The sequence below is a fragment of the Afipia sp. GAS231 genome (assembly GCF_900103365.1).
GTDB lineage: Bacteria > Pseudomonadota > Alphaproteobacteria > Rhizobiales > Xanthobacteraceae > Bradyrhizobium.
The window spans coordinates 7,172,259-7,186,880 of sequence record NZ_LT629703.1 but is presented as its reverse complement, the minus strand read 5'-3'; the positions used below and the strand labels follow the sequence as shown (position 1 = coordinate 7,186,880).

The 14,622-nt window shown below is 62.0% G+C and carries 19 protein-coding genes; 7 read left to right on the top strand and 12 right to left on the bottom strand.

The annotated features are described in order from the left end of the window. Nucleotides 1–100 precede the first annotated feature (100 nt). On the top strand, nucleotides 101–1,708 hold the full coding sequence (locus BLS26_RS33745; RefSeq protein ID WP_092516825.1) for an AAA family ATPase: 1,608 nt from the start codon (nucleotides 101–103) through the stop codon (nucleotides 1,706–1,708). A gap of 114 nt (nucleotides 1,709–1,822) precedes the next feature. Here the strand turns inward: BLS26_RS33745 and BLS26_RS33740 are convergent, their stop codons facing one another. After that, on the bottom strand, nucleotides 1,823–2,077 hold the full coding sequence (locus BLS26_RS33740) for an ArsR family transcriptional regulator (protein ID WP_371361053.1): 255 nt from the start codon (nucleotides 2,075–2,077) through the stop codon (nucleotides 1,823–1,825). Further along, complete coding sequence (locus BLS26_RS33735) at nucleotides 2,041–2,397, bottom strand: hypothetical protein (RefSeq protein ID WP_092516824.1); 357 nt, start codon at nucleotides 2,395–2,397, stop codon at nucleotides 2,041–2,043. Before BLS26_RS33735 ends, BLS26_RS33740 begins: the two co-directional genes overlap by 37 nt. 157 nt (nucleotides 2,398–2,554) lie before the next feature. Between BLS26_RS33735 and BLS26_RS33730 the strand changes: the two genes are divergently transcribed. After that, entirely contained in the window at nucleotides 2,555–3,475 is a 921-nt protein-coding gene (locus BLS26_RS33730) for a PaaI family thioesterase (RefSeq protein WP_092516823.1), read from the top strand. A 260-nt stretch (nucleotides 3,476–3,735) separates the two neighbouring features. Here BLS26_RS33730 and BLS26_RS33725 read toward each other — a convergent pair whose 3' ends face one another. After that, nucleotides 3,736–4,053 (bottom strand): helix-turn-helix transcriptional regulator, encoded by a 318-nt coding sequence (locus BLS26_RS33725; protein ID WP_092516822.1) that lies wholly within the window; start codon nucleotides 4,051–4,053, stop codon nucleotides 3,736–3,738. A gap of 96 nt (nucleotides 4,054–4,149) precedes the next feature. On the opposite strand from BLS26_RS33725, the gene BLS26_RS33720 reads away from it, so the two are divergent. Continuing rightward, nucleotides 4,150–4,902, top strand: a complete 753-nt coding sequence (locus BLS26_RS33720; RefSeq protein ID WP_092518934.1) for an SDR family NAD(P)-dependent oxidoreductase — start codon at nucleotides 4,150–4,152, stop codon at nucleotides 4,900–4,902. 410 nt (nucleotides 4,903–5,312) lie between these two features. Here BLS26_RS33720 and BLS26_RS33715 read toward each other — a convergent pair whose 3' ends face one another. Then, entirely contained in the window at nucleotides 5,313–5,714 is a 402-nt protein-coding gene (locus BLS26_RS33715) for a cupin domain-containing protein (protein WP_157676658.1), read from the bottom strand. Between the two features lie 387 nt (nucleotides 5,715–6,101). Here BLS26_RS33715 and BLS26_RS33710 point away from each other — a divergent pair, with 387 nt between their 5' ends. Continuing rightward, nucleotides 6,102–7,049: an IS110 family transposase gene (locus BLS26_RS33710; RefSeq protein WP_092515913.1), complete on the top strand. Its 948-nt coding sequence runs from the start codon at nucleotides 6,102–6,104 to the stop codon at nucleotides 7,047–7,049. Nucleotides 7,050–7,082: 33 nt separating this feature from the next. Here the strand turns inward: BLS26_RS33710 and BLS26_RS33705 are convergent, their stop codons facing one another. Both BLS26_RS33705 and BLS26_RS33700 read right to left on the bottom strand, forming a co-directional pair. After that, entirely contained in the window at nucleotides 7,083–7,325 is a 243-nt protein-coding gene (locus tag BLS26_RS33705; protein WP_092516819.1) for a hypothetical protein, read from the bottom strand. A 400-nt stretch (nucleotides 7,326–7,725) separates the two neighbouring features. After that, complete coding sequence (locus BLS26_RS33700; RefSeq protein ID WP_092516818.1) at nucleotides 7,726–7,995, bottom strand: DUF2312 domain-containing protein; 270 nt, start codon at nucleotides 7,993–7,995, stop codon at nucleotides 7,726–7,728. A gap of 108 nt (nucleotides 7,996–8,103) precedes the next feature. Between BLS26_RS33700 and pdxY the strand changes: the two genes are divergently transcribed. Continuing rightward, on the top strand, nucleotides 8,104–8,958 hold the full coding sequence (gene pdxY, locus BLS26_RS33695) for a pyridoxal kinase PdxY (protein WP_092516817.1): 855 nt from the start codon (nucleotides 8,104–8,106) through the stop codon (nucleotides 8,956–8,958). A 974-nt stretch (nucleotides 8,959–9,932) separates the two neighbouring features. Continuing rightward, a complete protein-coding gene (locus tag BLS26_RS33690; RefSeq protein WP_074828927.1) occupies nucleotides 9,933–10,163 on the top strand; it encodes a hypothetical protein in 231 nt (76 codons plus the stop codon). A gap of 71 nt (nucleotides 10,164–10,234) precedes the next feature. On the opposite strand, the gene BLS26_RS33685 is transcribed toward BLS26_RS33690, so the two are convergent. From BLS26_RS33685 to BLS26_RS36135, 4 genes are all read right to left on the bottom strand, one after another. Beyond that, complete coding sequence (locus BLS26_RS33685) at nucleotides 10,235–10,414, bottom strand: hypothetical protein (protein ID WP_092516816.1); 180 nt, start codon at nucleotides 10,412–10,414, stop codon at nucleotides 10,235–10,237. Nucleotides 10,415–10,550: 136 nt separating this feature from the next. Next, nucleotides 10,551–11,135, bottom strand: coding sequence for a septal ring lytic transglycosylase RlpA family protein (locus tag BLS26_RS33680; RefSeq protein WP_092516814.1), 585 nt, complete (start codon nucleotides 11,133–11,135; stop codon nucleotides 10,551–10,553). A gap of 214 nt (nucleotides 11,136–11,349) precedes the next feature. Continuing rightward, on the bottom strand, nucleotides 11,350–11,943 hold the full coding sequence (locus BLS26_RS33675; RefSeq protein WP_092516807.1) for an NADPH-dependent FMN reductase: 594 nt from the start codon (nucleotides 11,941–11,943) through the stop codon (nucleotides 11,350–11,352). Nucleotides 11,944–11,989: 46 nt separating this feature from the next. After that, nucleotides 11,990–12,133 carry a hypothetical protein gene (locus tag BLS26_RS36135; protein WP_157676657.1) on the bottom strand — a complete coding sequence of 48 codons (144 nt, stop codon included), beginning with the start codon at nucleotides 12,131–12,133 and terminating at the stop codon, nucleotides 11,990–11,992. Between the two features lie 219 nt (nucleotides 12,134–12,352). Here BLS26_RS36135 and BLS26_RS33670 point away from each other — a divergent pair, with 219 nt between their 5' ends. After that, on the top strand, nucleotides 12,353–13,330 hold the full coding sequence (locus BLS26_RS33670) for a hypothetical protein (protein ID WP_092516801.1): 978 nt from the start codon (nucleotides 12,353–12,355) through the stop codon (nucleotides 13,328–13,330). A 77-nt stretch (nucleotides 13,331–13,407) separates the two neighbouring features. Here the strand turns inward: BLS26_RS33670 and BLS26_RS33665 are convergent, their stop codons facing one another. Beyond that, nucleotides 13,408–13,593: a hypothetical protein gene (locus tag BLS26_RS33665; RefSeq protein WP_172804751.1), complete on the bottom strand. Its 186-nt coding sequence runs from the start codon at nucleotides 13,591–13,593 to the stop codon at nucleotides 13,408–13,410. Between the two features lie 122 nt (nucleotides 13,594–13,715). Beyond that, complete coding sequence (locus BLS26_RS33660; RefSeq protein ID WP_172804750.1) at nucleotides 13,716–14,504, bottom strand: SDR family NAD(P)-dependent oxidoreductase; 789 nt, start codon at nucleotides 14,502–14,504, stop codon at nucleotides 13,716–13,718. Nucleotides 14,505–14,622: the final 118 nt, after the last annotated feature.

Below are 14,622 nucleotides of genomic sequence, written 5' to 3'. Positions count from 1 at the left end.
AAGGCCGCTCGAGAGAGCGGCCTTTTTCCGATCGATGAAACTGCAATGCTTCTTTCTGTCGAATTTGCGAAAATCCCATTTCCCAGATTGGGGCGTCCACATGACCTTCAAGTTTTCAATACCCACCCCGACCGGGCCGCTCAATTTCGAAGTGGAGACCGGAACATCACTCTTGTTTGTGGGGGCAAATGGAGGTGGCAAGACAAGACTCGCCACTAAAATTGAAGAGTTACTTGGAGAGACTGCCCATCGCATTTCTGCACATAGGGCTCTCGTTCTCAATCCTACAATTCCTAAGATAGCCGAGCAGGACGCCCTTTTAGGGCTCAGATTGGGTTATCACGGCGAAGGAGCGAGCATCATTCATCGACTAGGGCAGCGTTGGAAGGGGAAGGCCGCGACTCTCATATTGAACGACTACGACTACATACTGCAGTCACTTTTTGCCGAACAAGCGAACACCGCTTTGGATACACACAGGAACGCACGCGCGGGCGCTGGAAAGACTGCAACTGCCACAAAATTTGAGAAGCTCATTGAAATTTGGGATCGCATCCTTCCTCATCGAAAGCTCGATATCACAGGAGACGACATACAAACTTTTGTCGCAGATTCCGGTGTAAAATACAGCGCCGCCGAAATGAGCGACGGAGAGCGGGCAATTTTCTATCTTATCGGTCAAACGCTCGTAGCTGCACGCGATAGCCTCATCATCTTCGATGAACCAGAATTGCACATACACCGCTCTATCATGTCGCGACTCTGGGATGAACTTGAAGCGGCACGCCCCGATTGCGCCATGGTTTTTATCTCCCACGACCTAGAATTCGTGGCCTCGCGCGAGGGTCAAAAATACGTCCTACGTGACTATGATCCGGTTAACGGCTGGACTATCGAGGCTGTTCCAGACGATACGGGCTTTAGCGAAGAAATTACGACACTCATCCTCGGTAGCCGCAAACCAGTACTATTTGTTGAAGGCCGAGGCGACAGCCTCGATCAGGCCATTTACCGCGCATGTTATCCCAATTGGACTATAATCCCTCGCGGCGCCTGCGAGGAAGTTATTCATGCCGTGATCACCATGCGCGCGAACTCAAATCTAACGCGCGCAGCCTGTGCAGGTATAGTAGATGCCGACGCCTATGACGCCACGGAGATCGAATTCTTCAGGAAGAAGGGCATAGCTATTCTGCCCGTGTCAGAAATCGAGAACCTCTTTCTTCTACCGAGCGTGGTCGAAGCGATAGCTAAGAGCGAAGGTTATTTGCTCGAAGCTCTTCAAGCCAAGGTTTCTTCCGTCCTAGAAGAGCTCTTCGTACAGGCCGCTATTCCTGAGAATCAGACTCCTATAGTGATGCGGTACTGTCGAAGGCGGATTGATCGTACTCTCAAGAAAATCGACTTTGGTGACGCCGAAGACGTAGCGATGCTTGCCGCAGACTATGTCGCGCAAACTAGCGGAATTGACATTTCGGCTCTTGCGAAGATGGCATCGGAGAGTATTCAAGAATCTATCGCGGAGAAGAACGCTCCGGAACTTCTAAAATGGTATGATAACAAGGGTGTTTTGGGAATTGCCTGCAAAGCAAAGGGCACGACTAAGAATTTGTTCGAGCAATGGGTCGTCCGAGCATTGCGAAACAATATAGCACCTGAACTTTCGGATGCGATCAGAAGAGTTCTCCCGACTGTCGCTCCTAGCTGACCGAACGCCAACATGTATTTTTGGGTTGAACCCTCGCGAAGCTTATCACTCTCGAAAGCTACCAATACGCTGATGGCGTCTCGCTTCGCTCAATCCATCCTACGCTACTGAGTGCTACCCCTGCTCCGAAAATCCCAGAATCGTCTTCAGCAACTTCGGAAAGCGCGCGTTGATATCCGCTTCGCGGACGATGTTGCGGTGTTCGACGCCTTTTTTCGAGGTCTGGATCAATCCGGCTTCGCACAGAACGCGAAAATGGTTCGACAGGGTTGATTTGACCATGTCGGGGCACGGCGCTGCGGCCGTGCAGGACATGCAATCGTGCCTACGCCCTACCGCGTCGGCACCGGCGCCGGCGGACGCAGCGATGACCGTGACGACCCGGCGGCGGCTTTCGGCTTCGCCGCAGCGCGCGATGGGCCGCGCTTCGCCTCGTCGACGGATTCCAGATAGCTCGTCAGCGCCCAGGCCGAGCTGGAATTGCTGGCGTAGTGATCCTGCAGGAACAGATAGAGCGTGAGGCGGAACCGGCCCTTCGCGAGCCCGCGCGCGCTGCGATGGCAGGTCGCGCAGCTCTCGGCGAATATTTTTGGCGCCGGCTTGCTCTGATCGAGATTCTGCGCGACGGCTGGCGAACCGCCCAACGCGGCCGTGACGGCAACAACAAGAAGACTGCAGCCCGTTTTCATTGACGACATCGATTTGGCCGGTGGCTGAGCGGATGAGGGACCTGCCGCTTTCATGAGCGACAGCAGAGGCGAAACGCAATCTGGCGCCCGCCAGTGGCGAAATGTGGGCTGCCGCACCACCTTTGCCTGCCCGGCCTGCGTGGGCTAGAACCCCGGCATGTCCAGCCCTTCCACGCCCTCCACGCCCCTCCCGTTCGATCAACTTCTCCATGCCGTCGGCAGCCGCCGCTCGTCTTACGGCTACATCAGCGGGCTGGCGCTCGACCGCGCCGCGCCCGGCGAGGTCTGGACCAGCCTCAAGTACCGGCCGGTGTTCGTCGGCGACACCGAGACCGGCGTGATCCATGGCGGCGTGGTCACGGCGATGCTGGACGAGACCTGCGGTATGGCGGTGCAGCTCGCACTCGACGGCACCCGCTCGATCGCGACCCTGGACCTGCGGATCGACTACCAGAAGCCGGCGACGCCGGGGCTCGACATCCGCGCGCATTCGGTCTGCTACCGCGTCACCCGCTCGATCGCGTTCGTGCGCGCCACCGCCTACCAGGAGACCGAGGACGAACCGGTCGCCACCGCGACCGCCTGCTTCATGGTCGGCGCCAACCGCACCAACATGCTGACGCGACCGACCGAACATGAATTCGGCACGCCGCCGAAGCTGGAGGCGCCGGCCGATACCACCGGGCTGTTCGGCAACAGCCCGTTCGCGCGCTGGCTCGGCATTCGCGACCATGATGACGGCACGCTGGTGATGCCGTTCTCGCCACAGATCATCGGCAATCCGATCCTGCCCGCCATCCATGGCGGCATGACCGGCGCGTTCCTCGAAACCACCGCGATCGTCGGCGTCACGCGCGAACTCGGCGCGTCCGCAACGCCGAAGCCGATCGGCCTCACGGTGAATTATCTCCGCTCCGGACGGGCGCTCGATAGCTATGCCAGCGTCTCGATCGTCAAGCAGGGCATGCGCATCGTCGCCTTCGAGGCCCAGGCGTGGCAGGACGACCGCGCCAAACCGATCGCCACGGCGTTCGGGCACTTCATGCTGCGGCGGACGGCGGATACGGACGAGGAATAGCGCCTCGTCGTCATGCCCGGGCAAAAGCGCGAAGCGCGTCTTCGCGCTAGATGTCCCGGGCATCCACGCCTTTCTGTTATCAGCCGCAAGTAAGACGTGGATGGCCGGGACAAGCCCGGCCATGACGCTTTTCTTTTGTAGCCGGATGAGCCAACGGGTCGCGCGAATGCGCGCCCGATGACAGGCTCCACGATATCCGGGGCCGCTCTCACACCATCCCGGATATCGCTTCGCTCATCCGGGCTACGCGCTCATGCAGGCTATGCCTGCTCCGAAAATCCCAAAATCGTCTTCAGCAATTTCGGAAAGCGCGCATTGATATCCGCCGCGCGGACGACATTGCGGTGCTCGACGCCTTTTTTCGAGGTCTGGATCAGTCCGGCTTCGCGCAGAATGCGAAAATGGTTCGACAGCGTCGATTTGGCCATGTCGGGGCACGGCGCTGCGGCCGTGCAGGACATGCAATCCTTCTCTTCCATCAGGCTTTTGACGATGCGCAGCCGCATCGGGTCCGCGAGCGCTGCCAGCACGCCGGCCAATGTGATGTCCTCGCGCTGCGGATGAACGAATTGCACCATGCCTAAATATATAGCGCACCCCTTGAACACATTCAATAGTTCACTATTACTGAACTATTGAATAAACCACGCACCCGCGTGGATGAGGAGAGCAAGATGACCAAGAGACTTGAAGGTAAAGTGGCGCTGGTAACCGGCGCATCGAAGGGTATCGGCGCCGAAATCGCGGTTCGCCTCGCCGCCGAGGGTGCGGCGGTCGCGGTCAACTACAGCGCCAGCAAGCAGGCGGCCGAGCGCGTGGTCGCGGCCATCACCGCCAAGGGCGGCAAAGCCGTTGCCGTGCACGGCAATCTCACCGACGCCGGCCAGGTGAAATCGGCGGTGGCCGAGACCGTGAAGGCATTGGGCCCGATCGACATCCTCGTCAACAATGCCGGGCTCTACGAGTTCGCGCCGCTGGACGGCATTACGCCTGAGCACTTCCACAGGCATTTCGATCTCAACGTGCTCGGCCTGCTGCTGGTCTCGCAGGAAGCCGCAAGACACTTCAACGAGGCGGGCGGCAGCATCGTCAACATCAGTTCCGGCGTATCGACGTTGGCACCGCCGAACACCGCCGTCTACACCGCGACCAAGGCTTCGGTGGACGCCATCTCCTCGGTACTGTCCAAGGAACTGGCACCGCGGAAGATCCGCGTCAACACCGTCAACCCCGGCATGATCGCCACCGAAGGCGTGGTTTCCGCAGGGTTGCACGAAGGCGACATGCGCAAGTGGATCGAATCCGCCACGCCGCAGGGCCGGATCGGCAAGGTCGAGGAGATCGCGGCGGCGGTGGCGTTCTTTGCGTCGGATGATGCTTCGTACATCACCGGTGAAACCTTGCACGTGACGGGCGGCTTGCACTAGCAGCTCGCAACCCCTGCTCGTCATGGCCGGGCAAAAGCGCGGAGCGCGTCTTCGCGTAGACGTCCCGGCCATCGACGTCTTGCCTGCTACTGCTGAAGGAAGGCGTGGATGCCCGGGTCAAGCCCGGGCATGACAGGCACTGGCGCAAGTCGCAACTTGTTCTCGATCTGATTCAATTATGTTCGCAAAGAACGAATCGGAGTCGCAAAAATCGGCGCGGGCCAATTCTTAACAACACGTTCGCTTCGCGTTTGCGCGCGCCCTTTCCGTCATGGCCGGGCAAAAGCGCGAAGCGCGTCTTCGCGCTAGATGTCCGGGCCATCCACGTCTTTCTTGTTCGCGGGTAAAAAAAGACGTGGATGCCCGGCACAAGGCCGGGCATGACGAACTCTAGCATCTCGCGCGTTCAGTCAGTTTTCGCCTGCCGCCGTAAAAAACTTGGTGCCGTCGAAGAATCTGTTCGGACGGTTGAACACGGACAGGAACGTCGCTCCATTGGGCGCATGCGCGACGTGGATATTGCCGCCCGGCCGCCACACGAAGTCGCCCGGCCCGCAGCTTCCCTCGGCGTCTTCCAGCGAGCCTTCGAGCATGAAGGTCTGTTCGAGCGCGGTGTGCTCGTGCAGCGGCACCACGGCGCCGGGCGCCATCTTGAACAGGATGGTGGAGCGCCCCTCGTCATCGCTGTAGAGAATCTTCATCTCGATGCCGGCGAACTGCGTCGGCTGCCAGGGCATGCTTGAGGCGGCGACGATGGTCGAGCGAAGGTTTGGCGGATTGACAGGCGTTGAGGTTTTTTCGGGCTTGTTCATGGCTCTCGCTCCCTCGGTGCGGCTCATCTCCGTGAGCCGGCGGGAACGATGCTAGCACAAACGCGCCCGCCACGACAAAAGCCCGCGACGGATCGCGGGCTTTGTAGGATGGGTGGAGCGTAGCGATACCCATCATTTCACGGGTAGTATTGATGGGTATCGCTTCGCTCCACCCATCCTTGTAATAGCGCAATCGGTTATCGTCGGCCTGTTCCGAAAGGAATGGCCTGCCGTGGACGGCCATCCACGGCAGGCCGCTGGCGATCGGATCGAACCCATCCTGAGCAGTTTGTGGCTGCCCCGTAGCGTGATCGCGCCAGCACCTTCATCGGACCCGGATGGTTGCCGGAACAACTTGGTTCGCTTCACAAGGCGGGGTCGACGAAGATGACACAGACTATCATAACGACGGCTGGAATCGATACATCCAAGGCCAAACTGGACGTTGCTGTTCATGATCGGTCCGAGCGCTGGCGGGTTGCCAATGCTTTACCTGGCTGGCGCGCCTTGGCGGCCAACCTGTCCAAAGCCGGCGTGACGCGCGTCGGGATCGAGGCGACGGGCGGCTATGAACGCGGTGTGGTGGAGTATTTGCGCAAGGCGGGCTTCACCGTGCTGGTGCTGCAGCCGACCCAGGTCAAGGCTTTTGGCCGGGTCCATCTGCGTCGCGCCAAGAACGATGCGCTCGATGCGTTCTTGATCGCGGCTTGCACAGCGACACTCGATCAGCCGAAGACTGCGCCAGATCCTCGACTGGCACAACTGGCTGGATATCTGACCTTTCTCGAACAGATCGAGGAAGACATCGCGCGTCACAAGACCCGGCTCGAACATATCGACGAACCTGGCCTGCGGCGCATTGTTAACAGCGACATCGTCCGGCTGAAGGCACGACGGGCCGCGCAGATACGCGACATTGCCAAGCGACTTCGCGCCAGTGACGATCTTGCCATGCGACTCAATCTGGTGCTGAGCATTCCCGGCATCGGAGAACGCACGGCGCTGGCGCTTCTGATCCGCATGCCCGAGCTTGGGCAAGTCAGCCGCGAGGAAGCTGCAGCCTTGGCCGGCCTGGCTCCCTTCGACGACGACAGCGGAAAACATAAAGGCCTACGTCGCATAGCTGGCGGGCGAAGTCGCCTACGCCGCTCCCTGTTCGCGGCTGCCCTCCCAGCGGCCTTCCGCTGGAACAAGGCACTCGTCGCGCTCTATGCCCGCCTGACGGCCGCTGGAAAGGCCCACACCGCAGCGCTCATCGCTTGCGCCCGAAAGCTCCTGATCTACGCCAACACCGTGGTCCAGCGCGGTACGCCGTGGACCGAAAAAGCCGCCTAGCTCTTAATGGTTGCTACGTAATACGCACTACCGTCAGTGAATGGCCGCGGTCTTGGTCTTGTGCCGCGGCGTCAGCACGCTGAGCTGAACCGGCGAAGCCGACAGTGCAACCGGCGGCGCTTCGCTGACGCCTTCGGCGCCCATCACCTGAAGCTGCACGGTGGAAACCGGCAGGCCGGCCTTTTCGTAAGACGGCAACTCGGCCGCGACAGCGCCGGTCACAGCCGTCATCGCGAGGACAGCGGCGGCAGCGACGGACAGGGAAATCTTCTTCACGTCAGTTCTCCTTAATGGCTTGAAATACAGACTTATACGTCGCTTGTTGCATTGCAATAGTTCGTTGTTGCGATGCACAATATTGTGATGATAAGGTTGATTTACAGGTAACCGAATGCGGAACCGGTGGTTGGTCGCACGACCGGTTGTGAAGGTTCGGTGAAAATTTTGCAGGCGCCGCGGGCGGCGGATCGCGATCGGTGCGTCGTGCGCGCGTGAATGCGTTCGCTTGTGCTGAAAGCGATGTCGGCGACATGCACTTTGTAGCAACCACCAACTCCTCATGGTGAGGAGGCGCGCAGTTCGTCGGGCGGATTAGCGATAGCGTAATCCGCCAATGCGCGAAGATGGTGGGTTACGGCTTACGCCTAACCCACCCTACTTCATCGGATTGATCGGCTCAGGCCGCCTTCGCGGCCTTTTCCGGCGGCGCCGTATCCATCGCGCGCATGTAGAGATCGAGCAGGCCTTCGCGCTCGTCGCGTTCGTCCTTGTCCTGCTTCCGCAGCTTGATGATCTCCTTGAGGATTTTCACGTCAAACCCCTCGCCCTTGGCCTCCGCAAAGATTTCCTTCTTCTGCTCGTTCAGCTCCTGCAACTCGGCGTCGATGTTCTCGACCCGTTCGACGAAGGAACGAATTTTGCCGCCGGGAATGGTGATGTCTGACATGATGCCTCCGGGTTGATGAGGTCGTGAAAATGCCCGCAAACAAATAACCAATGTGTTAACCTCTCGGGCGCCCTCTCCAGGAACCTGGTCGTCTCCCAACTTGTCCCCATGAATGTGATTTCGATTCAGTCGCAGGTCGCCTTCGGCCATGTCGGCAACAGCGCTGCCGTGTTTCCGATGCAGATGCACGGCATCGATGTAACCGCGGTGCCGACCACGCTGTTGAGCAACCGGCCGGGCTACCCGACCCTCCGCGGCCGGGTGCTGGACGCCCAACTGGTTTCAGATTTGCTGCTCGGCATCGAGGAGCGCGGCGCGGTCGATGCGTGCAGCATGATCCTGTCGGGCTATCTCGGCTCGGCCGACATCGCAGCCGTAGTCGCAGACTTCGTCGCGCGCGCCAAGGCGCGCAACCCCGCGCTGCTCTATTGCTGCGATCCCGTGCTCGGCGATCGCGACCGCGGCCTGTTCGTGCAAACAGACATTCCGCCTGTCGTGCGCGACCGGCTCTGTCCGCTCGCCGATATCATCACGCCCAATCATTTCGAGTTCGAAGTTCTCGCAGGTGCCGCGGCCACGACAACCGCAGAGGTCATCGCGCAGGCGCAAACACTGCTGGCGCGCGGCCCGTCGACGGTCGTCATCACCAGCGCCGAATTGTCGGACACGCCGGACGGAGAGATCGAGACCCTCGCCGTCGAGGAAGCGCAAAGCTGGCGCGTGCGCACGCCAAAGCTTGCGATCAGCCCGTCCGGCACCGGCGATCTCTTTGCCTCGCTGTTCGCTGCCGCGCGCGTTCGGGGCAACACCACGCCGCAAGCGCTCGGCCACGCCGCTTCCGCGATCTTTGCCGTGCTGGAGCGCACCGCGGCTGCAGGCACCGAGGAAATGCGCATCGTCGCGAGCGCCGAACAGCTCGTTCACCCGAAACGGCGGTTTGATGCCGTGGCGATTGGAGCGTAGGCACCTTGCCCGCCCCGTCATTCCGGGGCGATGCGAAGCATCGAACCCGGAATCTCGAGATTCCGGGTTCGCTTCGCGCCCCGGAATGACAGCGGCGGATATTGCGAGTCGCCTTCGTTCGCAATGACGAATTGGCGATAACGGGTGCGACAAAGTAGCCCGACGGGCAAATCACCAAAAACCTGTCCAGCCCTTCGGACAAAAATATTTCCGTTGAGCCGTCGGGCAAATCAGGAGTTTAACTCCGCCCGTCTCGCGGCAACAAGAGGGGCGATCGCGATCGTCACGAACGTGCGGTGAGATGCGGTGGACGCGAGGCTGCGACTGACGAGCGCTGCCATTGCGTACGGTGAAATCGTTTGGGTCCGACGCCCCGGTGCTGGCGTCAAGTTGGCGGAAGCGAAAGCAGACCGCTGGCGATGGTGGCAAGAAAGCCGGTCACCAGGACGATCTCGTATAAGCCGTAAAGCCATTGCGTGGGGGAGGCCGGTGTGCTCACCGCTGAACCTGTATGCTCGTGGGCAGCATATCTCTTTGCAACACGCCTGCGAGACCGCGGGTGCAGCGCGCACCCGGTCTTCCCCGCGCCCTCTTCTCTTTCGGAGGGCCAACGAATTGCAAAACCTCGGGCGATCAGCGCCGCGAGAAGGATCTTTGCTGTCATCGCCCGCCTTCTGTTCATTCATGTCTCCGAACACCTGTCAGTGATCTCCGGAATAAACATCAAGCCGGGCGATCCAGTATTCCAGAGACGCCGATGATTGAAACGACAGGCCTCGGCGTACTGAATACCCGCATGCGCGGGCATGACAGTCGCCATCGGTCGGCTTTGAAATTCAAATACGAACTGAACGCGCGCAGCATGGCGTTGAGCTTCTCTCCCGTTCCGTGTGAGCTAGATCACGCACGCTCGGAACCTGATTTGGCCAACCTGCGACCAACAAGGCAGAACGCCGGCATCAGGAGATGCGAACATGACCCAGGTCTATTTTCACTGCTCGAACTCCCGCGAAGTCCGGATCGATCGATCCGGCGAAGCGGTCAGCGATCTCGCCGAAGCGCGCGACCGCGCGGTCGGCATCGTGCGATCGCTCATCATGCAGCGCGACCAGGAAGACTGGCGCGACTGGACCGTGCATGTCAGCGACTCCGACGACGAGATCTTCGTGCTCCCCTTCGCCTTCGTCCTCGGCAAGCCGCACTAGAGCATGATCCGGAAAACCGGCATCGCGCCGCGCCAGACGCCGGCAGACCTGATCGTCCCGACGCCGGCCGCTTACGCGGCCGTCCGCTTCTCGATGACCTTGCGAAAGTCGGTTGCGAGGCTGGCGTAATAGGCCGCCAGCACCTCGTAGAAGCTCTGCCCGGCCTTGTCCCTTGCTTCCCGCGCCTGCTCTTCGCACCAGGAGGCCCTGGCCTCGTACTTCTCCACCTTGGTCTGAAGCTCGGTCTCCATCACCACTACTCCACGCAACGAACACACCCCCTAATCGTATGTCGACAAAGGTCGAAAAGATGTCCGCGGCGAGGAAATTTCGTAGCGTTGGCGTGAGCAAGCCGTGACGGCGAGCAAGCCGGCAGGTCGCGCGGCTTTACCGCACCACATCGAGTCTTACGTTTGCGACACCCTTTCCGATCATTCCAAGTTCAGCCGCCGCCGAATGAGAGACGTCGACGATACGCCCGGGCACATACGGTCCGCGATCATTGACGCGCACCGTCACCGAACGACCGGACTTGACGTCGGTCACACGCAACATGGTGCCGAACGGCAGGGTCGGATGCGCCGCGGTCAGTTCGCGCGCGTCGAATTTTTCTCCGCTCGCGGTCTTCGTCCCCTCGCTGTAGAAACTCGCCAGCCCCTGCGACGCAGCTTTGGTTCCGGCGGCATCGTTGCGAGAAGCGAACGGCGTATGCTTCCGCGTGGCCACCACGCGCGTCTTCATCAGGGATGGCGTTCGATCGCGTTCCAGCGATGCCTGGCGGCTGGTGCGGAAGTCAGACCTTTGGCTGACGACAGAGGACTGGGCGCAGGCTGCGAGCGAAGCTGCCGCAAGAGCTACTGCCATCAGCCTGACGATTTTCCCGGCGCTGATGGGTGAGACCACACCGGCATCACGCTGTACGCGGCCTGCGACGTCGACGAACGAATGACCTGCAGCGTCGATGGACGACATGTTGCATCCCCAACTCGCGCCCCAGCCCAAGCCGAAATCCAACGGGTCCAAGGATCCCGACCCAATCCGGGCAGAAGCGAGGCGGCGTGCGATCAAAGGCGGCAGGATTCGCGCAATTTCACCGGCTGTGGTGATCAGGCCACAGCTATTGCCGTCTTTGGCCGTCTTTGGCCGTCTTTGCGCGATGCAGTGAAGACACGGAGTCCGCGTGGCACTAATACGGCGGCGGCTTCCTCGCCCGCTGCATCTTCGCCGCCTCCATCCACCACGACAGATCTTCCGCAAACCGCGGAAACGCGTGCGCCAATCCCTTGCCGCCGCCCTCGGCAGTCGGCTTGCCTTCTTCGGTCAGCGTCTGCGCAATCGGCCCGACCGCAAGGCTGCTCGAAATCACCACCATGCCCATCTCGGAGAGCGTGCCGTGCCAGGCCAGCGCCGCGCGGGCGCCGGAAAAACGCCCGGCCGAATAGCTCGCAATCGCCGCGGGGCGCCAGAACCATTCTTCGAGAAAATGATCGGTGAGGTTTTTCAACCCGGGCTGAATGCCCCAGTTGTATTCGCCGGTGACGAACACAAAACCGTCGGCGCCGCGGATCTTTCCGGCGAGTGTTTCCAGCCGCTCGGGCGCCTGCCCCTTCGGATGTTCCTTGTACATCCGGTCCAGCATCGGCAGATCGACCGCCTTGGCGTCGATCAATTCGACATCGTCGCCGCGGGCGCGAAACCCGTCGACGACGAAGTGCGCGAGCCGGATACCCATGCGGTCGGAACGGTAGGAGCCGTAGAAAACGAGAATGCGGTTGCCCATGGCGCGAGGCTAGCACGGCTAGCTCGGGCGGGAGAACTTCACCTGCTCAGTTGCTGGTCCAGTGTTCGCCCCTGCCCTGCACGCGAGTCTCGTTGGGCGGCAGCGACAGACCCCTGACGAAGCCGATCAGGCAAACCGCCACGAAGCCGAAGGCCCCGACCACGCCGATCCAGTGAAAAATGCTGTCCATGCCGCTACCTCTGACGGTTGGTCGCGGGGGATGGCCGAGGGGTTCACCCGGCCGCCCGGGCCCCCGGTTCCCGGCCCCCGGATGGCCGCAACCTCTCCACCTCAGCGCCTTGCTTTGGTCAAACCCGGCTGGCCGTCTGGAGCGGCCCTCGCGGCTTTCACCGCCACGATTCCGCGCGGGCCTTTCTGTTGATGACATTGGACTAAGTGAGGGACACCAATGCAATCCACGCCAAATCTGCGCGATACCGATCCGCACGATGTGTTCGTGATCGAACCGGACGCCTCGCTTGCCGCACGCGCCGACAAGGCGCCGCTCGATCTGCTGTACGACGTGCTGAGCGGTCCCGCGGCGCCGCGGCCGTCGGATTCCACTCCAGCACACGTCAGGCCGGACGCGGAGCTTCGCATCGCGCCCGATTTTTCCGCGAGCCCCGCCGCTCCCGCGTTGGAAACGGCCGTTCGCGCCGACGCCGTCGAGGATGACATCCGGCTCGGCGAGACCGAGATCAGCGCGCACCAGCCGAGGACGAGCAAGTTTGCAAGAGGCGCCGTGATGAGCCTGTTCGCGCTGGTGAGCGCCACCGGCGCCGCGGCCTGGCAGCACTATGGCGATGACGCCAAGGCCATGATGGCGAACTGGACGCCGCCGTTCGCGCTGGCGTCCCTGGCTTCAACGGCAAAACCTGCCACGACCGAGGCCGCGCCCGCCGTGCAGGCCGCCTCGGCTGATCAGGTTACGGCTCCGGCACAGCCTGCCGCGAGCGCTCCCGCGACAGCGGCCACCGCCGCGCCCGAGGCGACGCAGCAGTTGCAAGCGATGGCGCGCGATCTGGCCGCGATGGGCCAGCAGATCAGCGACCTCAAGGCGACCATCGAGCAGCTCAAAGCGAGCCAGGCCCAGATGACGCAAGCCCCGATATCACAAAGCCAGGTGGTGAGCCCGCCCGCACGAACCACCGAGGCGCGGCTCACGGAGCCCACAGCGCCGATAACCCGTCCCAAGATTGTGCCGCCGCCGCCGCAGCCGGCACATTCGACGGTATCAACCCTGGCGCGCCGGCCGAAGCAGGTGTTCCCCTACGCGCCGATCGCGCCCGCACCGCCGCCGCCGCAAACGGCCGCGGCTCCGGTACAGATCGCCCCGCAGGCCGAAGATGGCGGCCCCGTCGTGCGGCCACCGATGCCGCTGCATTAGGCGGCGGGCTTGTCACGCCGTAGCTCGGCTTGTCTCGCCGTAGCTCGAAGAGCGAAGGCGGAATGAGCGGAGGCCGGCTAGCTCTGATGCGGGCCGCGCATCATCTTGATGGCGTCCTCGACGTGGCGCCACTCCTTGGCCTCCTCGGCCTCGCCCTTGCGCTCGCAGGACTGCGCGTTCTGTGCCGCCTGGGCGATCGCGGTTTGGCCGTGCCGCTCGAACATCTGGCGCGCGATGCTGTGAATTTGCGTCTGGGACATCATATCGCTCTCCCTGATGTATTCGCGCGCGGCAATGGCCGCAGCGCTTCCACCCCTGAAAACGCCGGAAGCCGAGCGCGCGTTCCCGGAAGATAAGTTCACGATTCGACACCGGTTCCCGCGCCCTACAAATCTCCCAGCTCCGGCGGTTCGAACCAGTTCGTCAGCGACAGCCCGCCGTCGACCACGATCGCGGCCCCGGTGACGTAGGCCGAGACCTTGTTGGACAGCACCGCCAGCGCCATCGGCGCGAGGTCTTCGGCCGCCCCGAGACGGCCGAGTGGAATGTGCTTTGCGAGTTTGGGATCGGCAACAAAACCGCCAGCCGCGATGGCGCCGGGCACCAGCGCGTTGACGCGGATATTGTAGCGGCCAAAGGTCTTGGCCAGCTCCCGCACCAGCATCGCAAGGCCGGCCTTCGCGGTGGAATAATGCGGCAGATTGCGCGGCGTCCCGGCATGCAGCGAGGTCAGCAGCAGGAACGATCCGCCCACCTTGGCCGTGATCAGCTTCCGCGCCAGCGCCCGCGCGAGGTGAAAGCCCGCCTCGAGATTGACCGCATGCATCTGCGCCCAGGTCTCTGATGTGACCGCCAGCGCATGGTCGGTCTCCCGCCGCGGCGGCGAGGCTGAGTGCACGAAATGCGTCACCCGTCCGACGGCCGCTTCGGCATGCGCCAGCAGGGCATCGCGGGCGGTGGGATTAGCAAGGTCGCCGGTCCACGCCGATGCCAGCTCCGGCCGGGCTGAGGATTTCACCGCTGCCGTCACCGTGTCCGTGTTGACGTCGGCGAATACGGTTCGCACGCCCTCACCGACCAGCGCCTGCGCGATCGCGCGCCCGATGCCGTTGCCGGCGCCGGTGACCAGCGCCGCCTCGCGCGCGGGGTCGAATGGCGTGTCGAAAAGGCTCATGTCGGTGGCTCCCTGGGCATCCCACGTCTGACCTGCGAGCAAGCAAGACGTGGATGGCCGGGTCATCTAGCGCGAAGACGCGCTTCGCGCTACTGCCCGGCCATAACGAGAATGCCGG